This window comes from Methanobrevibacter sp., assembly GCF_045541095.1.
GTDB lineage: Archaea > Methanobacteriota > Methanobacteria > Methanobacteriales > Methanobacteriaceae > Methanocatella.
Genome location: NZ_JAZQIJ010000186.1, coordinates 1 through 23,177 on the forward strand (window position 1 = coordinate 1; position 23,177 = coordinate 23,177).

Annotated in this window: 19 protein-coding genes; 13 read left to right on the forward strand and 6 right to left on the reverse strand. The window is 35.6% G+C overall.

The window, feature by feature from the left end; translation table 11 throughout:
* The 8 genes from ACKI2P_RS07560 to ACKI2P_RS07595 form a co-directional block, all read left to right on the forward strand.
* A partial coding sequence (locus ACKI2P_RS07560) for a hypothetical protein (RefSeq protein ID WP_407376481.1) occupies positions 1-677 on the forward strand: 677 nt, incomplete at its 5' end.
* Positions 670-1,104, forward strand: a complete 435-nt coding sequence (locus ACKI2P_RS07565; protein ID WP_407376483.1) for a hypothetical protein — start codon at positions 670-672, stop codon at positions 1,102-1,104. The genes ACKI2P_RS07560 and ACKI2P_RS07565, both read left to right, overlap by 8 nt.
* 19 nt (positions 1,105-1,123) lie before the next feature.
* Positions 1,124-1,966, forward strand: coding sequence for a hypothetical protein (locus tag ACKI2P_RS07570; RefSeq protein WP_407376485.1), 843 nt, complete (start codon positions 1,124-1,126; stop codon positions 1,964-1,966).
* Positions 1,967-2,029: 63 nt separating this feature from the next.
* On the forward strand, positions 2,030-2,422 hold the full coding sequence (locus ACKI2P_RS07575) for a (deoxy)nucleoside triphosphate pyrophosphohydrolase (protein WP_407376487.1): 393 nt from the start codon (positions 2,030-2,032) through the stop codon (positions 2,420-2,422).
* Between the two features lies 1 nt (position 2,423).
* Positions 2,424-2,609, forward strand: coding sequence for a hypothetical protein (locus ACKI2P_RS07580; protein ID WP_407376489.1), 186 nt, complete (start codon positions 2,424-2,426; stop codon positions 2,607-2,609).
* Positions 2,610-5,543 carry a DEAD/DEAH box helicase gene (locus tag ACKI2P_RS07585; protein ID WP_407376491.1) on the forward strand — a complete coding sequence of 978 codons (2,934 nt, stop codon included), beginning with the start codon at positions 2,610-2,612 and terminating at the stop codon, positions 5,541-5,543.
* A gap of 402 nt (positions 5,544-5,945) precedes the next feature.
* Positions 5,946-6,428: a hypothetical protein gene (locus ACKI2P_RS07590; RefSeq protein ID WP_407376493.1), complete on the forward strand. Its 483-nt coding sequence runs from the start codon at positions 5,946-5,948 to the stop codon at positions 6,426-6,428.
* A gap of 128 nt (positions 6,429-6,556) precedes the next feature.
* Positions 6,557-6,742: a hypothetical protein gene (locus tag ACKI2P_RS07595; protein ID WP_407376495.1), complete on the forward strand. Its 186-nt coding sequence runs from the start codon at positions 6,557-6,559 to the stop codon at positions 6,740-6,742.
* Between the two features lie 64 nt (positions 6,743-6,806).
* Here ACKI2P_RS07595 and ACKI2P_RS07600 read toward each other — a convergent pair whose 3' ends face one another.
* On the reverse strand, positions 6,807-7,349 hold the full coding sequence (locus tag ACKI2P_RS07600) for a phosphatase PAP2 family protein (protein ID WP_407376497.1): 543 nt from the start codon (positions 7,347-7,349) through the stop codon (positions 6,807-6,809).
* Positions 7,350-7,484: 135 nt separating this feature from the next.
* Positions 7,485-7,973 (reverse strand): carboxypeptidase-like regulatory domain-containing protein, encoded by a 489-nt coding sequence (locus ACKI2P_RS07605; protein ID WP_407376499.1) that lies wholly within the window; start codon positions 7,971-7,973, stop codon positions 7,485-7,487.
* Positions 7,974-8,761: 788 nt separating this feature from the next.
* Here ACKI2P_RS07605 and ACKI2P_RS07610 point away from each other — a divergent pair.
* From ACKI2P_RS07610 to ACKI2P_RS07620, 3 genes are read left to right on the forward strand one after another with little or no spacing between them, the layout of a single operon-like run.
* Positions 8,762-9,256: a hypothetical protein gene (locus tag ACKI2P_RS07610; protein WP_407376501.1), complete on the forward strand. Its 495-nt coding sequence runs from the start codon at positions 8,762-8,764 to the stop codon at positions 9,254-9,256.
* On the forward strand, positions 9,253-10,071 hold the full coding sequence (locus ACKI2P_RS07615) for a toll/interleukin-1 receptor domain-containing protein (RefSeq protein ID WP_407376503.1): 819 nt from the start codon (positions 9,253-9,255) through the stop codon (positions 10,069-10,071). The genes ACKI2P_RS07610 and ACKI2P_RS07615 overlap by 4 nt, the downstream gene beginning before the upstream one ends.
* An 11-nt stretch (positions 10,072-10,082) precedes the next feature.
* Positions 10,083-10,949, forward strand: a complete 867-nt coding sequence (locus ACKI2P_RS07620; protein ID WP_407376505.1) for a toll/interleukin-1 receptor domain-containing protein — start codon at positions 10,083-10,085, stop codon at positions 10,947-10,949.
* Here the strand turns inward: ACKI2P_RS07620 and ACKI2P_RS07625 are convergent, their stop codons facing one another.
* Positions 10,950-18,386, reverse strand: a complete 7,437-nt coding sequence (locus tag ACKI2P_RS07625; protein ID WP_407376507.1) for a lectin like domain-containing protein — start codon at positions 18,384-18,386, stop codon at positions 10,950-10,952. It lies immediately after the preceding gene.
* 178 nt (positions 18,387-18,564) lie between these two features.
* Positions 18,565-19,662, reverse strand: coding sequence for a DUF11 domain-containing protein (locus tag ACKI2P_RS07630; RefSeq protein ID WP_407376509.1), 1,098 nt, complete (start codon positions 19,660-19,662; stop codon positions 18,565-18,567).
* 324 nt (positions 19,663-19,986) lie between these two features.
* On the opposite strand from ACKI2P_RS07630, the gene ACKI2P_RS07635 reads away from it, so the two are divergent.
* Positions 19,987-21,867, forward strand: a complete 1,881-nt coding sequence (locus tag ACKI2P_RS07635; protein WP_407376510.1) for a hypothetical protein — start codon at positions 19,987-19,989, stop codon at positions 21,865-21,867.
* A 187-nt stretch (positions 21,868-22,054) separates the two neighbouring features.
* Here the strand turns inward: ACKI2P_RS07635 and ACKI2P_RS07640 are convergent, their stop codons facing one another.
* Together ACKI2P_RS07640 and ACKI2P_RS07645 are read right to left on the reverse strand one after the other, a co-directional pair.
* Positions 22,055-22,225, reverse strand: coding sequence for a hypothetical protein (locus tag ACKI2P_RS07640; RefSeq protein ID WP_407376512.1), 171 nt, complete (start codon positions 22,223-22,225; stop codon positions 22,055-22,057).
* A gap of 155 nt (positions 22,226-22,380) precedes the next feature.
* Positions 22,381-22,512: a hypothetical protein gene (locus ACKI2P_RS07645; protein ID WP_407376514.1), complete on the reverse strand. Its 132-nt coding sequence runs from the start codon at positions 22,510-22,512 to the stop codon at positions 22,381-22,383.
* A gap of 234 nt (positions 22,513-22,746) precedes the next feature.
* Here ACKI2P_RS07645 and ACKI2P_RS07650 point away from each other — a divergent pair, with 234 nt between their 5' ends.
* Positions 22,747-23,160: a hypothetical protein gene (locus ACKI2P_RS07650; protein WP_407376516.1), complete on the forward strand. Its 414-nt coding sequence runs from the start codon at positions 22,747-22,749 to the stop codon at positions 23,158-23,160.
* Positions 23,161-23,177: the final 17 nt, after the last annotated feature.

Below are 23,177 nucleotides of genomic sequence, written 5' to 3' on the forward strand. Positions count from 1 at the left end.
TAAATAATCAGATAAAAACATTAGAAAAAGAGAGAGATGATAAAATATCTGAAAAAACTGCAGCTAAGATCTTATTAAATGAAACTGAAAGTAAATTAAATATTGCGTATACTAATCAAAAAAGACAAGAGTCTAATAATAAAAAAGTTAATAATCTTAAAAAACAATTAGATCTTTGCAATGATGTAATTAAATATGTTGAAGAATTAAAGGATGTTATTGATAATAATATTAGAAAGAATGTTGAAAAAGCTACTTCAGAACAATTTAAACAGTTAATGTGGAAAAATAATTTTGAAAAGGTATTAATTTCAAAAAATTATGATGTTAGTTTAGTGGAGGTTACTGGGGATATCAGTTCAACAGGGACATTATCTGCAGGTGAAAAATTAGTTTTAGCATTATCATTTGTTGCTGCATTGAATAATATTTCTACGTTTAAATTGCCAATAATTATTGATACTCCTATGGGTAGATTAGGTCCTGAAATGATAAATAATATTTCTAAAACATTTCCAAAATACATGGCTAATAAACAAGTAACTTTATTAGTTACTGATACGGAGTATAATGAAGATTTTAAAAATGGAATAAAAGAAAAAGTATTTTATGAATATAGAATTCAGCATGATGAAGGAAATAATGGATCTAAGTCTTGGGTGGTTTTAAATGAGTGAAAAAAAAATTAAGGATAGAGTTTATATTAGTAAATCAGATCGTAATATTTATCAAGACTTGCGTGTAAAACATGGGGTTTTACAAGGTGTTGAAAATGCTGATTTGTTTTTAATATCTATATTTTTAGCTTATGAGAAAGAAGGAAAAAATATTCTAAAAAAAAGAACTCCTAGATTGTCTGATGGATTAATTAGATTGGAAAGTTTTAGTCGTGATGCTTGGAGTATAATTAAAGCATTTGCAGTTTATATTGATGGGACGGTTGATGTTTTGGGTGATACTAATAGGATTGTAGAAATAGCTCAATCATATGCTTATCATGGTATTCATATATTAAATGATATATATTGGGATAATGATGATTTTGTAGATTATCTTGAAACTTCTATTATTGATAAATTTGATAAAGAAAAAATTGGACTTTGACTACAATTAAGGTGTTTTTATGGTGTATAAAGAAGAAGAATTTAGAAATGTTGCAGTTGCTAATAGAAAATCTTTAATAAAAAGTTCAGTAATCATTCCAATTGGTCAAAATAAGTATAAATTTAAAATTTCAGGAATTGGACAGAAAGCTATACAACTTGAAAAATTTTTTTATTATTCTGAAATAATTAATTCTGTTCAAAAGGGTATTGATGATGGATTGGAGTACCTTATTGAACAAATAATTATTGATCCTAATAAAGTAAAAAAACCTAATTTAGATAGTGCATCAGAATTAAACTTACGTGCAACTGCTAATAAACAAGCATTAAAGAAAATGTCTGTTGATGCATATGTAGGTACAAAAAAATATGAGTTTTTGATTGCAGGTATTGGAAAAAAGTCCATAAAAATTGTAATTTATATTGGTTATGAGAATATTTCCAATGAATTAAATCAGGGCAAAAATATTAATTTAGAATTTATTTTAAAAGAAATATTAGTTGGAAATGAAGTTGATTACAGTATTTTTGAGAATGTAATTGTTGATGAGGCTCCTGTTGAAATTTTACAAGAGAATGATGAAATTGTAACTAAACCGGTTATCACTAAATTGAGTCAAAATAAAAGTAAAGAATTAATTTCTAAAATTGAAGGAGTAACAAAATTAATTTTTGATTCAGTAGATGATATAAATTCGGATATTTTCACGGTTAATGATGTACTTGAACAAGATCGTATAAAATCATATGCAGTTCAAGGAAAAAGTTTTGAGCCTATAATTATTAAAAATATTGAGGAATTAATTGATTTGGGAATTATTTCCAAAGGGGACGACGAAAATTACTATAAATTGTGGTAAGTTGCCTTTTTTATTAAACTATATAATGTAAGCTGCTAAATATTAAACCAGAGATGACTAATCATGAAAACTTTAAATGTTGTAGCAGCTATTATCAAAAAGGACAATAAAATTTTAGCCACAAAAAGAGGCTACGGTGAATTCATAAACATGTGGGAGTTTCCAGGCGGAAAAATAGAAAACAATGAATCAAAAGAGCAGGCTCTAATCAGAGAAATCAAAGAGGAACTCGACTGCATCATAAAACCAACAAAATTCGCCCTAGACTTAGAATATCAATATCCTACTTTTTATCTCAAGATGAGCTGCTTTGAGGCAATAATAACTGAAGGAACTCCAAAGCTACTGGAACATAATGATGCCAGATGGCTTGCCAAAGCAGACTTAGATACAGTTAACTGGATTCCTGCTGACATTCAGATTATTGATTACTTAAAAGAAACTATGGGTGATTAATATGGATACAGATGACATTAAAAACATTGAAAAAAGAATCGAAGATGCCCAAAATCTAAAATCAAACCTCGAATCCAAAGTAGAAAAACTGCCGGACTCACCAAGAAAGGATCAGTTCCAAATGCAACTGGACAAAATAAATGACCTAATAGCACACCTGGAAAAAGAAAAAGAAGAGCTATCATAAATGAATCCTGAAAACATTTTAAAGGGCGCTGAAACCGCATTCATAAATGAATTTTCAAACTCCAGTGAGGACTATCGTCCAAAGCTATTGTACAATGACAAAAACACTAAGGTAATCAATTCCATAAAGGATGAACTTAAAAACTGCGATGAATTCATCATCTCATCAGCGTTCATCACTATGGGAGGTATCACACCACTTTTAGAGGATTTCAGATATCTCGAAGCACACGACATTCAGGGCAAAATCCTCACCACTGACTATCTCACCTTCACTGAACCCAAGGCATTGAGAAAACTCAACGAATTTAAAAACATCCGGATAAAAATCTACTCACAGGATAAGGAAGGTTTCCACACCAAGGGATATATCTTCAAAAAAGATGATCTCTACAAGGGAATTGTCGGAAGTTCAAATCTAACGATGAACGCATTATCCGTCAACAAGGAGTGGAACGTTGAGTTCACATCACTCGGTCAGGGAGAAATGCTTACCCAAATCAAGAGGGAATTCAACACTTTATGGGACGAAGCAGATGATTTAAAAGACGTACTTCCCCAGTATGAAAAGATTTACAACGACAACAAGAAGTTCGCCGATTTGAGAAAAATCAGGGAAAAAATCAAGGAGCAAAACATAACGCTCACTCCAAACTACATGCAGGAGGAGTTTTTGGATAACATTAGAAATCTCATAAAGCAAGGAGAAGACAAAGCAATTCTGGTATCGGCCACAGGAACAGGTAAAACATACGCTTCAGCATTCGCCGTAAAGGATTTCAAACCTAAAAGATTTTTATTCCTAGTCCACCGTGAACAGATTGCAAAACAGTCCATTAACGCATACAAGCATATTTTCGAAGACCATGAAAATTTCGGCCTTCTTTCAGGCACTTCAAAGGATTTCAAAAAACCTTATCTTTTCTCAACCATCCAGACAATGTCCAAGGAAGACGTCTACAGAAATTATCCTAAGGATTATTTTGACTACATCATTGTCGATGAGGTTCACAAGGCCGGTGCTTTGTCATACTTGAAAGTAATTGACTATTTCGAGCCGAAATTCCTTCTGGGAATGACCGCTTCACCTGAGCGTACCGACGGATTTAACATATATGACATTTTTGATAATAACATCGCTCATGAAATCAGACTTCAGGAAGCTCTTGAAGAGGATTTGTTATGTCCGTTCCACTATTTCGGAATTACAGACGTCGAGTTTGAAGACTCCACAATAGATGATGACTTCACCGACTTCAATCTTTTGGCCTCTGATGAAAGGGTAAATTATCTCATTGAAAAATCAAACTTTTACTCATATTCTGGAGACAGGAGAAAGGCTTTGGTGTTCTGCTCAAGAAAAAGGGAAGCCAAACTTTTATCTGAACAGTTCAACAAAAGGGGATATAAATCTGTTGTGCTTACAGGTGATGATTCACAGGAGAAAAGGGAAAAAGCCATCGACAGGCTTACCAACGACTCAAATCCGGATAAGATTGAATTCATTTTTACGGTTGACATCTTTAATGAGGGTGTTGACATTCCAGAAATCAACCAGGTTTTATTAGTCAGACCAACTGAATCTCCAATTATTTTCATTCAGCAATTGGGAAGAGGTCTGAGGAAATTCAAAAACAAGGAGTATGTGGTAATCCTTGACTTTATCGGCAACTACAAGAACAACTTCATGATTCCGATTGCGCTTTCAGGGGATCGGTCCTATGACAAGGATAAAATAAGAAAATATCTGATGGAGGGAAGTAAGGTAATTCCCGGCGCTTCATCTATCAACTTTGATGAGATTTCAAGAAAGCGTATATATGACTCAATCAATAACTCTTCATTTTCCAAAAAGACACTGTTTAAACAAAAGTACGCTAATTTAAAATATAAGTTGGGAAGGATTCCTTCATTATATGACTTCGCAATCAACGCAGAATTCAATCCGGAAATCATCCTCAACCACAAGGACTATCCGACATACCACACTTTCCTCAGGGATATTGAGGACGACTATTCGTCTGAACTTTCAGATATGGAGCTTGCGTCACTGAGTTTCATCTCCAAAAAGATAATCAAGGCCATACGGCCACATGAGCTTGTCATCCTGAACTGCCTTAAATACAACAGATACTTCACAATTGAAATGATTGGGGATTGTCTGATGAAGGTTTACGGTTTGACAAACCAGGATGAATCAATTTACGGTGCAATGAACTTCTTAAGCCTTAATTTCTACAGAAAGGAAAAAGGCGAAGGATATCAGGCAAACACCGTCAAGGGTTTTGTCGGCGAGGCAATTGATTATGAGGATATCTTCTTCAAATATGATGGCAATAATGACAAATCACACAGGTTTGAAATTTCAGATTATTTCAGGAAGTGTCTTGCAAATCCTGTTTATCTAAAACACTTTGAAGATGCCTTAAAATACGCATTTTTCAAATACGAGCATGTCTATAAAAGCCAGAACCCGTTCAAGCTATATGAGAAGTACTCAAGGGAGGACGTTTTGAGAATCCTCAACTGGAAACATTTCATGAACGGCCAGAACATCGGAGGATACAAGATAAAGTACAATACCTGTCCGATATTCGTAACCTACAACAAGTCCGAAGACATATCTGAAACCATTAACTACGAGGATCACTTCATATCCAAGGATACCTTCAACTGGATGAGCAGAAACAACAGAAAAACTTCTTCAGCCGAACTTGAACCGTTAATCAACTACAACGGTCTTGACGTTGAGCTTTTCATACAGAAAAACAACGACGAGGGAATTGAGTTTTACTACATTGGCCAGCTTGAACCTTTGAAATATAAGCAGATGTATCGTACAATCAATGACAAAGAGCAGCCTATCGTCAATTTCAAATTCAAGATTTTAAATGAAGTCAAAGATGAGATTTACAACTATTTTGTAAATGACTGATTCTATTTTTAATGTCGTCTGTTTCCAGTATCACTTTCACATATTTGCATCATTCACATAAGGCGGTTTGGTCAAATCGGTCAAGTTTTAACGGATGCGATTAATTGGTGTCCTGTTTTTTCCCACAAAATATTTTTATGTGGAAAAATTGTAATTTTTTATCTTGGAGTATCAAATATCTTTTTTTTATTTTTAATCCATTAAACATACGATTCAAAGTGAAATAAGTTTTATTTTTATTTTTTTAATTGTTTTAAGATGTAAGTGAGCACTAACATTCGAAAAACTTTATATATGGGCTTGTTTATATAATTAATTGTGCAAAGCAGTGTTGATTTGTGAAATCAGACACTTGCATTTTATACTCATCAAAAAGGAATAAACATTAATGGAGGCATAAAAATGAAATTCAAAAACAAAATATTTGCAATTCTTGCAGTTTTCTGCGTAATTCTTTCTGCATGTGCAGTAAGTGCGGCCGACGACGGTATCTTAAGTATGACAGACGGTGACATGTACGATCCTGGTGTTCCATACCATGCTGATGGAACTGATCCTACACTTTCTGCTGGTAATAATTCAACTGACGGTGACATGTATGACCCTGGTGTTCCTTACCATGCTGACGGAACTGATCCTACTGGTAATGCTACTGATGGTGACATGTACGATCCTGGTGTTCCATACCATGCTGATGGAACTGACCCAACTCAAACTCCTATTGGAAATGAAACCGGAAATGCTACCGGCAATGCAACCCAACATGCCGCTGGCGGGGAACATACAACAACCCACACAATGCCTGCTACCGGAAATCCAATCTTAGTGCTCCTGGCAATCGGTGCTGTTCTTGGTGGAGCAACTTTAATGACCAGAAAAAAATAATTGGGATATGCGAAAATCATCTGATTTTCAAATCTCCCTTTTTATTTTTAAACTATTTTTTTTTAAATTTTATATTTTTCTATTTTAAGCATTTTTAACTCTTTTTTAATCATTTAAGGTGTAAGTAAGTGCTTGCTTTCGAAAAACTTTATATGTGGGGTGTTATATATTATTATTTAGATTGCCTAAAAAGATTTAGGATAATAATACGACCTGGTGTTCCATATCCTGGTGACTGGTCAGATCTTACAAACTTCTATTGGAAAACCGGAAATGCTACCGGCAATGCAACCCCATCTTGCCGTTGGCGGTGAACATATACCAACCTACACAAGCCTGCAGCCGGAAATCCAATATTATTTACCTCTAAACTATTTCTCAATTAAACCTTTTTTTAAGTATTTTCACAGTAATCAGCGCAGAAATTACGCCGATTATTGCTCCTCCGATAATGTCTATCGGATAGTGGACTCCTCCGTAAATGACCACAAATGATAATATCGCCAGATATATGACGGTCACAACAAGCAGTTCTCGCCTGTATTTGTCGGCCGTCAAAAGAACGGTTGAAAGCACTGTAGTTGAAATGCCGAAATGTCCTGACGGAAAGGAATAAAAACCGTTATCATTGACGGCCAGCCGTATGCCTTCAAGGGCTATGAATGGCCTTGGACTCGGATAGAATGTTTTTGATATCATTATCAGAACAATCGAAAAGAAGTATGCCACAAGACAATACAGGGCGATTTTGAAAATCCTGTCCCTTTTTAAGATTTTTGATCCTATCAAAACCAGAATAATCAGGGCAAATATCACTCTTACATCGGTGATTGAGTATATTATAGGCACTACGGTGTCCAAAAAAGGACTTTGCAGGCCGTTGTTGATAAAATACATCAGGTCTATATGTATGTTTCCCATTTTCATGCCCCTTATAATCAGTCATGTAAATGTATGATAAGATATGTTAATATAATTGATGCATGAAAAATTTTTCATCAAAAGAAAAAAAATAATCCGCACGGGGCGGATTATCAAAGACTAATTTTTTAGCGTTTAGACGTAAACCCAGTAGTAGCGTGTAGTTGTGTATGTCTGGTAGTTGGAATCTGTACTGTATCCTGTGTCATAATCCGTGCTTGCCGGTGCGATGTATTCTCCAACTTCCACCGTATCGCTTTTAGCTGACGGGGCATATGTGTCATCTCCAAGAATGCGTGCTGAAACGGTGTATTCTCCAGGTTCCAGGTTCTCAATTTTCACATCTCCGAAGTAATCCGACACAAGAGTGTATTTCACGGTCGTGTTGTTTTCATAGGTTATGTTCACTTCAACGCTTGCGTTTTCCAAATAATCGGTTTTTGTTTCATTTTCATAGTAACGGCAGTCAATTTCAATATATCCTGTTCCGTTTTCGTCTGCATGGTAGCCTGTTATGTCAATTTCTGTTTTTAGGGGATCTTTCGGCTGCGGCCATAAAAGAAAAAGGGCCGCAATGACAAATATCACAATTATTCCCAAACAGCATTTGGTACCGTCATCCATATCATCACCTTTATGTTAATATGTAATCCGGATGTATTAAGTCGCATAAAGCAGAAGCTTTAATCATGTTATTTTCTTTTATTTAATTAAATAATTATTTAAATTATATATTTTCATATTTTAAGCATTTTTAATTCTTTTTTCACTATTTAAAGATGTAAGCAAGTACTTGCATTCGAAAAACTTTATATGCGGGGCTGCATATATTATTATTTAGATTACAGAAATGTAATTGAAAAAATTGATTTATGGTGATAATTATGATAGTATTTGGACCTATAACAAAAGATCGTCCTGGACATAAGAAAGCTGGTGGTTTCGGCCGTTTAGCTGGATTACGTCCACTGGCATAGATTAATAAATTAATAGCGGGAAATTAATTTTCCTATAAGTTTACCTTCATTTTTGAAGGGATTATTCTTTTTTATCTATCTTTTTTTAATTCTGTATTTTTTATCTATTTTTTCAATGTTTTCCTAAAGTTTTTTGCTTTAAAAATAATATCCGATTAAAGTGCTGTTGTATGGCCAAATGTCTCGTTTTGATATTTTTCGGAGTTGCCCAAAACAGCAAATTTGTTAAAACAGACTTAATTTCCTGTCGGGACTCCTCGTAGCCGGTGTAGATTATCACCTGCAATGATGCAATATCCATGTCAGTGATTTCCTTATTGTTTTTAAGTTTATATTAGGATAATCTGTTGATGGCCGTGTTTTTTTGAAATCGGATACAAACTTAAATATTTTAAAAATCATAACAAATATTATAAGCTTATTCATTGGTGGATTATGAATAAAAAAATGATTGAATATCTCATTATTGCAACTGCCGCAATCCTTTTGATTTATGGGGCTTATTCCATTATGAGCTATGAGTACAGGGATTCACAGATTGATGTAACTGATTCGATGTTTGTGACCTATCCTTCAAGTTCTGAATACAATGTAGTCGGAGATAAGGTTGAATTCAGAAATGCGGCATATGATTTCTATAATATGGACATCAGCAAAGTTAACTCCACAGATGGGAGACTTTCCAATCTGCTGAACCATTTTGCCAAAGTCAGTCAGGGAAGTATCGATTATAAAAATGAAAGCTGCTATTTGCTCACCATGGAATTTGATGACGGAAGCGGTTTTAAATATCATTCAATGATTATTCCTTTTGACTCATTCAACAAGGACAACCTTACTTTCACAAAACCTGCAACGGTGTATCTCTTTGAAGCAAACAACAGGGAATTCGTTGTAGATACCGCATTCAACAGTAGGGTGATATTATGACCATACAACATGATGTTTTTATAAGCTATTCAACAGCCAATCAGGACATTGCAGACAAGATACATTTCACACTTGAAAAGAACGGACTCTCATGCTGGATTGCCACAAAAGACATTCCGTCCGGAAGGCTTTATATTGATGAAATTGGTGCAGGCATAAAATCCGCAAAAATGGTGGTTTTAATCTATTCTAAATTTTCCCAGGAGTCAAAATACGTAAAAAATGAAATCCACATGGCATATAAGTATGACAAGCCTATAATTTCATTCAATATTGACGGATCCGAGCCGAGTGAACATATGGGATACTATCTCAAGGTGATGCAGTGGCTGGCGGCATATCCTAATCCTGAAGATTATCTTGAAAAACTTGTTAGGGATGCAAGGGAAATATGCGATGAAAAAAATGACGTTCCGGTTGTAGTTGATTTCACCAATTTTGAAAAAACCGACTTTTCAAGGCATAAACATGACTGGATATCCCTGGCACTTCTCTGCCTGCCTGTCTACTGGGCTTCTTTTATATATATGGGAATTACGGCCAACAAAAAGAAATGGGTTTTTATGGGATTGCTGTATCTGATTCCAACACTGGTGCTTTTAATTTTATATTTCCAGATAGCCGACTATCTGTTCATATATTATCCTATGTTTATCCTTTTTGCCGTAATATTTGTTCTTATCTGGATACTGGCCATCATACATGGTCTTGTAATCAGAAATGAATTTTTAACATTAAAAGCAATATTAAGATTCTCATCCATGGATGAGGAGCTCTTCAATTACCTGTTTGAAGGATACATTAATGCTAAATGAGAGGTTTTGATATGAGTCATGAAGTTTTCATATGCTATGATGTAGATGATGAGGATGCCGCTGAAGCGCTCTATCATATACTTGAGGAAAACAATATCTCATCATGGATTAAATCCAGGGAAATGGAACCTGATGATCCCGTTGACGAAATAACCACTGCAATTGAAAATTCAGACTCCTTTGTTTTCATTCTTTCAAAAAATTCAAAGGATACAAATTATGTCATTACCGAAACTGACATTGCATTTTCCAGAGAAATTCCAATCATAATATTAAACATCGATGATACAAGATTGAAGGGCAATCTTGAGTTTATTTTACAAAATCCAAATGAACTGAATTCATTTCCCGACTGCAAAATGCAGCTGGAAACCCTTGTTCGAAAGATTTCAAATAATCGTATTTCATATCCTAAAGTCGATTCCAAATATCTTGCAGCTTTTGAAAAAAGAAATCCCCGCCGCAGGCATAACGTCATTAAAAAATATGCCCGTATAGCCGTTCCGGTTATCATTGCATTGCTTTTTATTTATTTTGCAGTCATTATTCCGACAGGGCAGATGACGAGTGATGACGGTGTATTTTCAATGAACATTACTCACGTTGAAGTCACTCCTTCAGGGGGTGATTTTAAATATGTCGTTTACGGAGAATCCTATAACCTGCCGGTTGATAAGGAAAAGTATTTCATGAACATCAGATTTTTCGATAAGGACGATACGATGGTATATGAAATAAATTCAACGGCAGATGAGTTTAAATCAGGCATTATATGCACAGATTATCTTAAAAGCGATAACGTAACTCACATTGGTTTCAGACTGACCGATTTGGAGGATAATGAGCTTAAAAGCCAGGACTATGTGATGAACGGTTAATCATTTAACTGTTATTTTCACTTTTTTAGTAACCTTGTTGTAATATTTATTGCCTTTATATGTAACTGTGGCCTTGAAAGTTCCTTTTTTAGTCAGTTTCAGCTTAAAGGTGGCTTTTCCTTTTGAATTTGTTTTCGCGGTGTAGGTCTTTCCTTTGACTTTAACTGTAACTTTCACTTTTTTCATAGCTTTTCCAAGGTTGTTTTTAAGTGTAACTGTGTACTTTTTGCTTTTTGTTTTGAATGTTTTCTTTTTGGCTGTAAGTTTAGGTGTAGCCTTTTTGATGGTAATTTTAACTGTCGTATGTGCGGAAGTGTAGTATCCGTTGTCCTCAAAGCTTATATGGGCATAATAAGTTTTAGGCACGAGATTTACATTCATGCTGTCACGGCCATTGGAGTCTGTAACTAAAATGCTTGTCTTTCCGTTTAATTTGACGCTTAAAGGCGCATCTGAAATAACATTTCCGTTGGTGTCTTTTAATGTTATGGTAAGTTTATCCCCTTTTCCGTATACTTTTACAAGAGATGATGCTAAAATTGCAGGGGCTGTTCTGCCGAATTCATCTGTAATCTGGAGAACTGCGGTTTTCACGCTGTATTTGAGAATATCGTTTGTAATTGTTCCTGAAAGTGAGTATGTTCCATAGTCCAGGGAAGTTGTATCCAGATAAAATCCTTCATAATCTTTTGAATAATTCAATAAAAGTTGGATTCTGTTGTTGCTCTGATCAGTCAGTGTTATATTGAGTTTTCCAAATCCTGTTACGTATATTGCATCTCCGTCTGCATCTTCCATGCGGCACACACTTACGTTCTGGCCTTTGACTGTTGTGAGGTCTGCAAAGACCAGATACAGTTTGGTATCAGAATCGACTCCGTTAACGTTGTAGTGGACAGTTTTGCCTTCAACATCGATAGTGTTGTTTTTCAAATCCAGTTTTCCATAGGCCGGTTTATCATCACTGTAGTGATATGAATATTCAATCGCCGGGATGTCCTGTGAGGATGTGATGTTTGTCTTGTCAACATATATGTAGGCTGCACAGTACATGGCGCTTCCCCATCTGGCGGTGTTGTTTATGAGACTGGATGATTCTATCTGTGTTCTGGCATCTGTGTAAAATGCTCCTCCGCTTCTTAAAGCATTATTCTGCGTAAAGTTGCACTCAGAAACATTGAGATATGCCATTATCTCTTCATTACCGGCATAGATGTAGACTGCACCACCGTAATTTGCACTGTTGGCCTTAAAGCTTGATGCGGTGAGTGTGTAGGTTCCGTTTTCATAAAAATCAATGGCTCCTCCGTATGAATGGGCAGTGTTGTCTTTAAAGAGGCATGATGAAATTTCAGCATTTTCCAATGCAAATAATGAGCCTCCAAAGTTTGCGGTATTGTTTATAAATTCGCATTTCATGACTGTATGATTTTCCTCTCCGCCCATGTAAATTGCTCCTCCGCTTGTATCGGCCATGTTGTCGCTAAAGCATGATTCGGTGATGTTTAATTCATTTTCACTATAAATTGCTCCTCCAAACGGAGCTGAGTTATTTTCAAATTCTGAGTTGTAAACATTCAATATTCCCATGCTGCAGATACTGCCTCCCCCATCGTCTGCTGAGTTGTTTGCAAATCTTGAAGAGTTAATTATTGTGTTTGAAATAAATCCTGAATTATAATTCTCATATTCCTCGGAATAAATGGCGCCTCCAATTTGGGCATGATTTCTTGTAAAATCGCTGTTAAATATATAAAATTCACTCATTCCATTGTAATAGACTGCACCTGCGTATTTTGCTGAATTATTGATAAATTTTGAGCTGTTGATGATTTTTGCACCATAGAGTGCACCTCCTATATTGGCAGCGGAATTCTTTGTGAAAGTACAGTTCACTATCAAATCGCTGCCGTATATGGCTCCTCCGTTATTTGCATGATTTCCGATAAATATGGAGTTGTAGTAGCGTGACTGGGCGAATTTCCAAATTGCATCGGCAGATTTTATCATTTGCAGCTCAGTGTTGTAAACTGCACCTTCGCCATGTGGGGCGGTATTGTTTATGAATTGGGAGTCATAGACATTCAGAAACTTGCTGGTATAGAGAGCTCCTCCGGAATCGGAAGCTGCACTATTGTTTATGAAATTTGAGCGATAGATATTCATATTGTCATAAGAGATTATGGCACCTCCGCCATAACCTCCAAGTATTCCTATATTGCCACGGTCATTTTCAGAAACGGAATTGCTGATGAAATCAGAATCATAAATGTTTATTGTATTGTGGGCATTTATTGCACCACCGGAATTATTAACGGAATTTCTTTCAAATCGGCAGTTTATAAATTCATTTACATACGCTTTGGAAAATACCGCTCCTCCTGAAATTGCAGAGTTGTTTTTAAACAAACACTTTTCAAAACTGTTGGAATATACACTTGTCCTTACTGCTCCTCCGTTGGACCGGGCAGCGTTTCCTGTGAAGTTTGAAGCTGTAACCATAACATTTCCAAGACCTTCCATATAGACTGCAGAGCCGTATTTATCTGCAGTGTTGGCCTCAAAGATGGAATTTCTGATGGTTGTGGTTTTACTTGCAATCAGATACAGTCCTCCGCCCATATTTGCTGAGTTGTTGAGGAATCTGCAGTTGTTTAAACTGACATCGAATAATGAATAGATTCCGCCACCATTTTGAAGAGCATGAGAATTTATGAAGCTGCAGTTGTTCAGTGTGACGTTTCTGGCTGCAATAAATATTCCTCCTCCGTTTGAGGATAATGTATTGTTGAATATTATGTCATTTAAAACGACATTGTCTGCGCTTATGTAAAATCCTGTTGCTTTACCAAGTCCGTTGATAACATGTCCGGCACCGTTTACGGTTAAAGTCCTATTTACATGCACTCCATATTCCCTATCATCGAATTTTTCGCTGTAGAAATAATCCCTATCAAGGCTGACTGTGTCCTTTGCATTGTTAATCAGATCCTGAATCGCATTGAATGAGACATCCTCATCGTTCTTTTTCACTGTAAAGCTGAAGCTAACGATGTTTGATTCAAAAAGATTGTCCCTGTACTGGGCAGAAAGGGTATGCTGACCATCTTCAAGATTTATATTCAAATTGGCCACTCCATTTCTGATTTGGCCATAATATGTGCTGTTGTCGATTATGAATTTCACAAGACAGTAGTTGATGAAATCCATGTCAACGTCACTGAATTCGACTCTGATATTGAAATTATTTGTGTTTACTGTGTCGAATTCATCGATTTTTATTCTGATGTCTGTCAGATTGATGTTTTGGGTGAATGCCTTTATGCAGGCAACATTGCATGAATCCGCATAGTCATAAAGGTCAAACCAGGTTTCACCATCAAGGCTTATGAAGGAAACGTTCTGGCTGAAAGTTTTTTTGGTAATTTCCTCTGCTGAACATACTGGAATGCAGTTATAGCCCTTGTTGTGATTGTTTATGGCAATTGTGAACTCATCGCCTTCATCCAGCTGGATGACTGTGTTGAATGGTATGGTGTAATATCCCGCAGGTGAAGTTCCGTTCTGTGTAAAAATAAATTCTCCGTTTTTATAAACCATAACTGTAAAATTGGTCTGTCTGTCAAAATATGTTGAAAATGCAGAAAGGATACTGTCATTATCTGCTTTAAAAGTATTTTTAAAAGATATTGTATCCATATAATGATAAAACTCGCTCACTCCGGCAAAGTCATACTGGTAAATTTTTGTATAAGGATTGTTGTCATTGAAAATGAATGTATATGCGTGCAGGTTGGGATATATCTCTTCTGATATCTTTTCATAATATGAAAGGTATCCAAAACCATTGTTTTCCCATTCGGCTCCCCAGCTGTTTTTAAATATCCATGCACCCTTTGAAGGATTGCCCAGTGAGTCATAACCTGTATAGTTGTCATCCCATCCGACAAGTGAAACTGAATGGTAGTCATTTCCCCATCTGAATGTCACGGAAACTGCACCATTGTCCTTTATTGCAAGTTTATACGCGGTGTTGTCTCTGCTGTCGGTCCTGCCAGGCAGGAATTTGACATTCTGAATATGGAACAGCGGATTTTCCAGAATGGATATTGAAGAGTAATCGTCATAGGTATCTTTTGACTCATCAACCGGACCTAACCAGCTTGTCAGGTAACTTAAAAGCATGGAGTCGTATCCTGCATAATTTGTTTCAATTTTTATTCCATAAACCGAATATGCTGACATCAGATTCTTGGCGTTTTCTGTGGAAAAATCGTATTTGATGCCTGTGGCCTTGCTGAGGCATGTTTCAAGAGTTGCAAGTCCGGAAAATGCCCAGCAGTTACCTCCTGTTTTCTGGTCTTTAACGGATGAGACAAAACCGTAGTCGTTTGAATTGTAATATGATGACAATACCTCTATTTGGGAAGGGAGTGGTGTTAAATATACAATGGAGCTGTTGACTAGATTTGCTGGCTTAAATGAAGTCGCTTCATAGAGATTGTCATGTTTGATGTTTACATATGGATTTCCAAAATCTATGGTCAATGCTTCAGTGAAGTTATAGTTTCCGTTTTGAACTTTATTGGACAGGTCTATGCTATAGTTTTCAATAAGGTTATACTCTCTGAAAAGCTTATCTCTTGAACCGGTATATAGATTACCTTCTAATCCTTTATTATATAATAATATATCCAAATCTTCAAAAAGATAAACGTTTAATCTTGGATTGGTGAGCTGGTCACTAAACGTAAGGTCGATTGAAATATTGTTGAGTTTATGGTGGTTTGAAATTGAAGTTAATCTGCTTGCGTCATCAGTTCCGTAAATCATCATGGTTACCAGATCGTCATTAACCTCATAAACGGGATACGGGAAATACAAATCTGGATTGATTTCAGATGACATTCTGTAATATAGGGGATTACTTATGATATAGTAATCTTCACCGTTCAAAGTAGCTCTGAATTCGGCAAAAACATGATAGTTAGTGGAATAATAATTTGAAATTGTACCCTGTTTTCCGTCGTAGAATATTGCCTGTCCTTCTTTTGCAAAACTGTTACCAAATGTATTTTCCACCATTATGAAGTTATTCGGAGTCCTTGTGTATATTGAACCTCCCGCTAAAGCATGTGAAGTATAAAACCTGTTTGTAAAGTAGTCTATTGTACCATAAGTGTCATAAATTGCGCCTCCATAATAGTTTGCATGATTATTGGAGTAAGTAGACTGGTAAGAGTTTAAGATTGAATCCAAATTGCATATGGCGCCTCCAAATTCAGCGGTATTATTGTTGAATTTTGAATTAAAGATGTGCAGTTCACTTTTTGAATTATAGATTGCTCCTCCTCCGTCAGTCTTTGATATTGAATTGTTGAAGTTGCTTTCCCTAACGGTGATATTGGAATTCAGGGAAGCGATACATCCTCCGAAACTGAATGATATTGAATCGCTGAATCCGCATCTGTCAATGAAAATATTTGAATTTTTACTGTAGATGGAACCTCCATAATATGAAGTGTATCTGTTTTCACCGTAATCTTCATCATTTTGATAGATATATGGTGTGAAATGTGCATTGTACATGTTCAAATCGCAGTTTTCAATATAAATTGCACCTCCCTTATATGTGGAAGAGTAATCCAAAAACCGTGTACTTCTAATGGAAATTTTTGAATTTATTGCCGCAATTGTTCCACCATTAAATGCGTTGTGAACATTTTGAAAAGTGCAGCCCTCTAAAATCAGTGCAGTTTTACTGCTTTCGGGTGTATCACAAGTGATTATTCCGCCGTAGGTACTGTCGAATATTCCTGAACCTGTTTCAATTTCGTGAGGATTTTGCAAGTCAAATTCTTTTTTTCCCTCAAAATTACAATCTTTTGCCTGCAATGTTGCCTGATTGAGAATTCTGATATTGTTTAAAAGCAGGCGGTTCAATATTAAATATGACTCTTCTTTTATAATGAAATCATACTGGTTTGACACTTTGGAGCTGATTATGACATTTGACCCTTCACCGACCAGTTTTGCCCCATTAATAATGGTGCAGCTGTCGTTCAACTCATATGTTCCGTCTGCAAAGTATGCTGCAGATCCCTGACGGATTCTATCGGCATATAAATATTTATAAGGGTTACTTTTAGAACCGTTCCCGTCATATTCTGCATTTGCATCAAAATAGATTATATTGCCGTCATGTGATGAAGAGGAATTTATGAGTTCAGTATTGAATGTATCATTTCCTGAAATATTTGCATTATTTGATTTGAATGTGCACCTAGTTGCAGATCCGCCATACATTGCTCCACCATATTCTATTGCCGCATTATATTCAAAATATGAATCTATGATTTCCACTTCGTATGTTGCTCCGCCGCTTTGAGCATAATTGTATTTGAAACGGCAATTTTCGGGAGTTAGGTAATATCCGTACATTGCTCCTCCATAGAATGCGTAATTTCCAGTGAATCTGCAGTATTCGGTTATAAATCCTTCATATATTGCACCTCCATAATCCGCATAGTTTTCAGTAAATGTGCAGTTTATGCATGTGCCCTGATATGAGGCTCCTCCGAAATTCGCATTGTTTTCGCTAAAAGTACAGTTTCTGGCAGAACCGTATTTCATTGCACCTCCATAATCTGCGGAGTTTTGAGTAAATGTACAATTATTGCATACAACATTATATATCGCACCCGCTTCCCATGTTGCTGTGTTGTTTGTAAATCTGCAGTTTTCAACGGGTGCATATTCGGAAAACTGTATATTGACGGCGCCTCCTACATTTGCACGGTTGTCAGTGAAACTGCAGTTTTTAATGGTGTACTTTTCCATATTTGAACCGGTGTAAATTGCCCCTCCAAGGTGCTGTGCACTGTTTCGGGTAAAGATACAGTTTACAAAAGAGCCTCCGCATCCTGCACCTCCGTTATATTTTGCTGTGTTTTCACTAAAAGTACAGTTTAAACAATCAACACTGTAAGTTGCACCTCCGTAACCTGCAGTGTTTCCAATAAATGTACAATTTTCAGCACTGCATTTGCCGGTTATGGCTCCGCCCTGGGTATCTGTTTTACCATTGATGAATATTATATCGCGGAATATGATATTTTTATTTTTAACATCAAAAATCTTTGCCGCATTGCTTCCGTCTATTGTATGGCCGTTACCCCAGATGGTTACTGCATGGTTGAGGATAATGCCGTCATTATGGATAATGTCAAATTCAGGGTTATACGCATAGTCATGATTCAAATAAATTTCACTGCCCTCGTTACTTTTAATGTATTTGTCCAGATCAATAAATGTTTTTTGAACTCCTGCCGTTTGAGGGTCCTGATTTTCACATATTACTTCTCCGGCATCACTTGATATCAATTCTTCATTGATGTCTGCAGTCAGGTTTAAATCATTTGCATTTACTGCAGACATGCTTGCGATTATTAGAATTAATATTGATAAAAAAAGTATAACCCTTTTATTAAACATAATTTAATTTATATTTTAAGTAATATTTATTATTGTGGCTATTTTTCTATTAACTAATTATTTTTTAGCATTTTTCCTGAAAATAAGTTATATAAATTGTAATAAATATTTTCCAGATTATTTAGGATTTGATTTTTTCATAGGCAAACTCACCAATTAATCCGATTAAAAACAGTGCAAATATTAAAATAGGAATTGTAATGTAATCATTGCTTCTAATTGCCTTTACAATTCTTGATGAGTCAAAAAAACCGTTGCTTGAACTTGAATTCATTATATTTTCTATTCTATCTTCAATACTTCGGACCAAATTACTGATTGTGCCGGTTGTAATTTCTTTTGATACGCTATTGGATGATGATTCTTCCTGTGAATCTTCATGATTCCTTTCGGAACTTGAACCTTCATCTTTATCTTCTGATTCCGAACCTCCCTTTTTTTCACCTGGGTTGGTTTGAGGATTATTATCGGGCTGTTTTTCATTTTCGCCGGGAGGTGCAGGGGTTTCATCCTCTTGAGGAGTATTGTCTGAAAAGTCAGGTCTATTAATTCCTTTTGCCATACTGCCATAATGAGCTGTGTGCTGGGTTGAACTCTTATCGGCACTGGTTCTGGTGACGTTTGAAGAAATCTTTGATGTAACTTCAATGTTGCATCCGAGATAATTGTTTGTCAAATCGGTATCGTTGGAGTCTGTTGTTGAGTTGATGGAAATGAGGTATTTCCCTTTCTCGTTAATTTTTGTAAATATTGTAAGAACTGCATCTTTATTGCTGTTTAAATCTCCAATCTGCCAGATTCCGCTTTCAGAGGAATATGACCCAAGTGTTGCATCGTGCGATACAATTTCAAACTCATCAGGTATGCTTATAAAGACTTTTGAATTTTTTGCCACGCCTTCAGCGTTTTTTGCAGTTATAATCAGAGGAACATCAAAACTTATCTCATTGATTCCAAAAGTGCTTTTTTTAATATCTCCAAGTTCCATTTCAACAGACAAATCTGCTTTGCTGGTGGAAGATATTTTTTGAGGATTTTCTTCTGATTTAATCTCAACATCTACGTCATCACTGTCTGTGGGGTGAACTGGAATGTTTAAAGCGGATGCATCATCAGAAGAATTCGCCATTAAATCGATATCTTCTCCTGCTGTAACGCTTCCAAGTAAAAATAGTGTAGTTAAAATCAGCATCACTGCAAAAAGATATTTGTATTTCATGTTTCCCCCACATTTCCGGATACATTAATGTATCTTATTTAATATATTTGATTTGTCAGTTAAATTAATGTTTTGGTTTTCTTAACCGATTGGAATTTGAAAATTTTTATATATTTTTCAGTTTCATCATTTATCCGGAACGTTTATTGCATACTGTTCATTTCATGTGGAAAAATCTATACTGTTTACTAATTTTTGATTTGATGAGTAAAGAAATCCCATCAGGTGTAAAATATTCATTACATATGATATTTCTCTAATCATGGTTTAAGGATTTCTGATATGGGTATACAATTAAATATTGTTAATGATAAAGTTATAATCATGTTTAACAGGAAGGCATTTTTAATTTTATTCATATTTTTGATAATCGCCGGAACGTTGTCTACTGTTAGTGCAGGTGAACTGGCCAATGATACTGTGGGGGATTCTGTCGGCGATAATATCCAAGTAAGTGAAAATGATGAAGTAAATGGTATAAAAACAGATGAAATTATGGGGGAATCTGATGAAAGTGATGTCCTGAAAGACGATGCACAGTGGCGAACATTCACAGATCTTCAAAGGATTATTGATGATGTAGAGGAAAACATAACAATCACGTTATATAACAATTATTACTGTGATGATGAATTTGCAGAAAGCGGTAAGTATGGAATAGTAATCGATAAATCCATAACAATCGATGCTCGGGGACATACCTGGGATGCATGCCATAAAACCGGTGTTCTGCTGATATATGCAGACAATGTTGTAATCAACAACCTGAATCTTATAAACGGTCATGATGAGAAATATTCAGGAGCTGGAGCTTACGTTAGGGGCAGTTTGACCACCTTCAATAATTGTAATTTCATAAACAATACTGCAGGAAGCAACGGCGGAGCGATTGATACCACAGGCACTCTTATTCTCGACCACTGCATTTTCTACAATAATGTTGCTTCAAGCGATGGGGGAGCCATATATGCCCATTACCCTAAAAACTACGGTGTGTCTTTATTTATCAATGATACAGTTTTCGATTATAACTGGGCAAAAGGCAACGGAGGTGCCATTTATCTTGACTGCTTTAATGGCGATGATTATTTGGTTGATGGTGCTGCAAAGACATTTATCAGTCAGTCTCTTTTCACTCGAAATGAAGCGGGTTATGATGGTGCATACGGATCAGGTGAAGCAGGCTACGGAGGAGCAATATTCAATTTCCAGTATAGCGATATTGAAGACACTGAATTCAGCTATAACTATGCATCAAACGGTGGCGGAGCAATATATTCGAACAACGGTATAAGCAATACTGGAGGAGACGTTACTCAGACTTTCGGTTTGGACATTTATGGTGACTCCAGTTTCATTGGTAATGGTGCTGGAAGATATGGTGGTGCAATCAAGATGTATGCGGACCCTACTTATCTTAATAAAGGCATCAGGGGAGTTTTAAACATTTATAATGGGGTTCGCTTTGAAGGAAACGAAGCAGAAACCGGTGGAGCATTATCAATCATAGACAGTAATTCCAATATTGAGCTTTGTTATTTCATAAACAATCATGCCCAGAAAGCCGGTGCAGTTGAAGGCGGAAAAATAGTAAATTGTTATTTTGAAGGAAACAGCGAACCGATTACTTCAGGAACTTCTGTAGTTTGTGATGTCAAACCTCAAATAACAATTAAACAGTCAGGCACTTACTACCCGGACAAAAAACTGACCATAACTTTAAAAGATTCAGCGTCAGGCCAGATAATGGTGAATCAGAAATTAACAATCGTATTTTCAAACGGCAAAAAAGCTACTGTAACAACAAAATTAAATGGAGTGGCCACTTATGCTGTTCCTTTCACAGGAACCGTTACTGCAACAGTCAGCTATTCCGGAACAGGCATTAAATATAGTGCAAGCCAGAAAGTAGTAATCAAAAAGTTAACTCCAAAGATAACTGCAGCCAAAAAGACCTATAAAGTGAAAGTGAAAACTAAATCATATGCCATAACACTTAAGGCAAACAACAAGGCGGTCAAAAATGTAAAAGTTACTTTAAACGTCAACGGTAAAACCTATAGTGCAAAAACCAACTCCAATGGTAAGGCTACATTTAAAATAAATAAACTGACTAAAAAAGGCACTTTCAGAGCGGTTATCAAATTTGCCGGTAATGCCTACTACAACAAGGCATCAAAAACCGTTAAAATAACAACCAAGTAAAGGCTTTGCCTTTACCACTTATTTTTTTTACTAAATTTTGTTCATTTTCTATATTGTGGTCTACTTATTCAATCCGTCTTTGTATTCTAGATTAAGCAGTAATTTTAATGGTAATGTATGTGGAGTTCAATCTCACTGAACTTAAAAAAATAGTCGTTTAAAAAGGAAATAATGGGATTAGATAATTCTAATCCAGTGAATACAAAAGGGTATTCACAGTATTTCCAGGGCATGTCGGAAGCAGTTCGGATGTTTCAATTTTTTCGGTTTTTGTTATGTCCTTTTTGTAAAGGCGTGGTTTTTCTTCCGGTGTTTTCAATGCTTCCGAAATCCTTTCGATTGTTTCACTAATTTTCATATTATCACCCCATAATATTTTTAACTAGTGCCTGTTTATATTTTCGTGCTTACTTATTATAAAGATTTTCGCAAGTAAGTGCTTGCTTTCTTAATAATAATCCTTAATTTTGCTTAAATAATAGTTTAAACCGATTTAAGAAAAGAAAAATCAAATCAGTATTGTGCCAGCATTGCGTATCCTGCAATTTGTCTGCTTTTGTCACGATCAGTTTTGCCTTTTTCATCTTTTATCTCATAAGGTTCTACAGTAATTGCTTTCATAATCCTTTTGAGTGAAAATTTCATTATATCACCTTCTGTGTGATTTGACTTGAAAGATGCATTTAAGCTTGTGGTAATAGTATGTATGAGGTTGTTTATAAATATTTTCGAATGTAAGTGCTTGCATTAATTAAATAATAATAAATTAAACTTTATTTAAAAAATAATGTAATTTAGTGTTTTAAAAATAGTATAAAGGGAATAAAGGATTAGATTAAAATCCAATCTTTATAAGAATAAGTGCTTATATTTATGAAAATGTTTAAGATTTTAGGTATTGCACTAGTTTTACTGATGCTTGCTGTAGGTGTTGCATCTGCAGTAGACATTTCAGATTTTAAAAATCCAAAAGGCTTTGATGAAGGATTTGGGGAAGCTATGGAAAAAGATGACTTTGCAATTTCCATTGAAGATTACGATAAGGATTTACATGAAGGAAAACTTGACGGAGATCATTTCCACAAATACACTGTCAAAGGAAAAATTGCCGAATTCAACAACACATTCGATAATGAGTACGGCGTTGCTGAAATCGTTGAGGTAGGCAAGGAAACCTATGTCGTTAAATGTGTATACAAAGGTGATGAAAAGGACAAAACTCCTGAATGTACAAAATACCTTGAAGAGTTCACCAAATTAAACAATTTAAAACAGCTTAAAATTAAAGAGTAAAGTTGTTTAGACAACTT